The sequence below is a fragment of the Halosimplex halobium genome, from assembly GCF_051414055.1.
GTDB classification, from domain to species: Archaea; Halobacteriota; Halobacteria; order Halobacteriales; family Haloarculaceae; genus Halosimplex; species Halosimplex halobium.
This window is the reverse complement of record NZ_JBLKNX010000051.1, coordinates 1-935: the sequence shown is the minus strand read 5'-3', so window position 1 is coordinate 935 and position 935 is coordinate 1. Positions and strand designations below refer to the sequence as shown.

General features: G+C 52.9%; 1 protein-coding gene. It reads left to right on the top strand.

What is annotated here, in order from left to right; all coding sequences use genetic code 11:
- The first annotated feature begins 51 nt into the window (after positions 1 to 51).
- Positions 52 to 912 carry an IS5 family transposase gene (locus ACMGFG_RS24225; protein ID WP_436932854.1) on the top strand — a complete coding sequence of 287 codons (861 nt, stop codon included), beginning with the start codon at positions 52 to 54 and terminating at the stop codon, positions 910 to 912.
- Positions 913 to 935 lie beyond the last annotated feature (23 nt).

Here is a 935-nt window from a genome sequence, read left to right as displayed (position 1 = left end):
GGCCGTGTTTAGACGCTAGTAAGAGCGGCTAAATGTCTAACTTACTAGGAAGTGAAGCGGGAAAAGCCGGTTGTGTCATCCAAGCTGGCCCGCTTCACTGATCGGGTTGTCTCGCTTGCTCAAAAAGCCGTCGTCGGCGACCCGGATCCAGCGTTCGAAGAAGGAGAAAATGGGTACGCTGACTGGGTGATCGTGACAATTCACGGTCTCCGCGAGTATCTTGATCACACGTATCGGCGGCTGCTGGACGTGCTTCACGAGATGCATGGAATCGTCGCTCAACTCGACCTAGCGGTGGCTGATCTGCCTGATTTTACCACCGTGTGTACGCGCAAGCAGGATCTCGAAATGCGAATCTGGCGCGTCTTGCTGCGGTTGTCTGCGGAGTTGCACGATCTCGGTGATGTACAGGCGATCGACGCAACCGGCATGGATCGGATAGCTGCCAGCCAGCACTACGCAAAACGGACAAATTACACGTTCGAAGCGGTGAAAACGACGCTTCTGAGCGATTGCAAAACTGGTGCGATCCTCGACATACATTGCTCGATGAAACAACCGCACGATTCCAAGATCGGCTGGCAGATGGTCAAACGCAACCTCGACAAACTGAACATTCTTACCGCCGACAAAGGCTACGATTGGTGGTTGCTTCGCCAAAGATTACGAGCTGAAGGCGTGAAACCAGTGATCAAGCACCGCGAATTTGGCTGGCACGGCATCGCTAACAATCTTTTGCAAGATGATACGATCTACCATCAACGCTCGAATGCCGAATCCACATTTTTCGCACTTCGCCGAAAATACGGTGAGATCGTTCGTGCTCGAACCTGGTTCGGTCAGTTCCGCGAACTCGTCCTGAAATGCGCTGTCAGAAACATCGAACTTAGCGTTAGCCACTCATCACCGTGAAATCACGCGTCTAAACAGGGCCC